This window comes from Protofrankia sp. Cas8 (genome assembly GCF_963555845.1).
Lineage (GTDB): Bacteria > Actinomycetota > Actinomycetes > Frankiales > Frankiaceae > Protofrankia.
In genome coordinates this window covers 632-987 of sequence record NZ_CAUVXI010000255.1, presented here as the reverse complement: position 1 = coordinate 987, position 356 = coordinate 632, and the positions used below count along the sequence as shown (strand labels likewise).

At 60.7% G+C, this 356-nt stretch carries 1 pseudogene; it reads left to right on the top strand.

What is annotated here, in order from left to right:
• Positions 1 to 133: 133 nt before the first annotated feature.
• Positions 134 to 356, top strand: a pseudogene (locus U9977_RS24300) (group II intron reverse transcriptase/maturase); the annotation flags it as partial.

Sequence of the window (356 nt, the reverse complement as noted above, 5' to 3'; positions counted from 1 at the left end):
TGAGTACCGACGCGGCACACGCTGGCGGACCGGCTCGTAGTAGCGTCGAAGCCCCTGTAATGGGGGCAGAGCGAAGGGGTCGGCTCATCCTGATGAGTTCGTTCGGGCAACCAGCGATGCTGGGAGGGATCGAGTGGGGTCATCAAAGTCTACAGAGAAGCCGTTCAACATATCGAAGGGACTTGTCTGGGCGGCGTACCAGAAGGTAAAGGCCAACAAGGGCGCTCCGGGAGCGGACGGGCAGTCCGTCGACGCGTTCGAGAAGGATCTGAAGAACAATCTGTACCGGATCTGGAACAGGATGTCGTCGGGCAGCTACTTCCCGCCCCCGGTGAAGGCGGTGGAGATACCGAAGG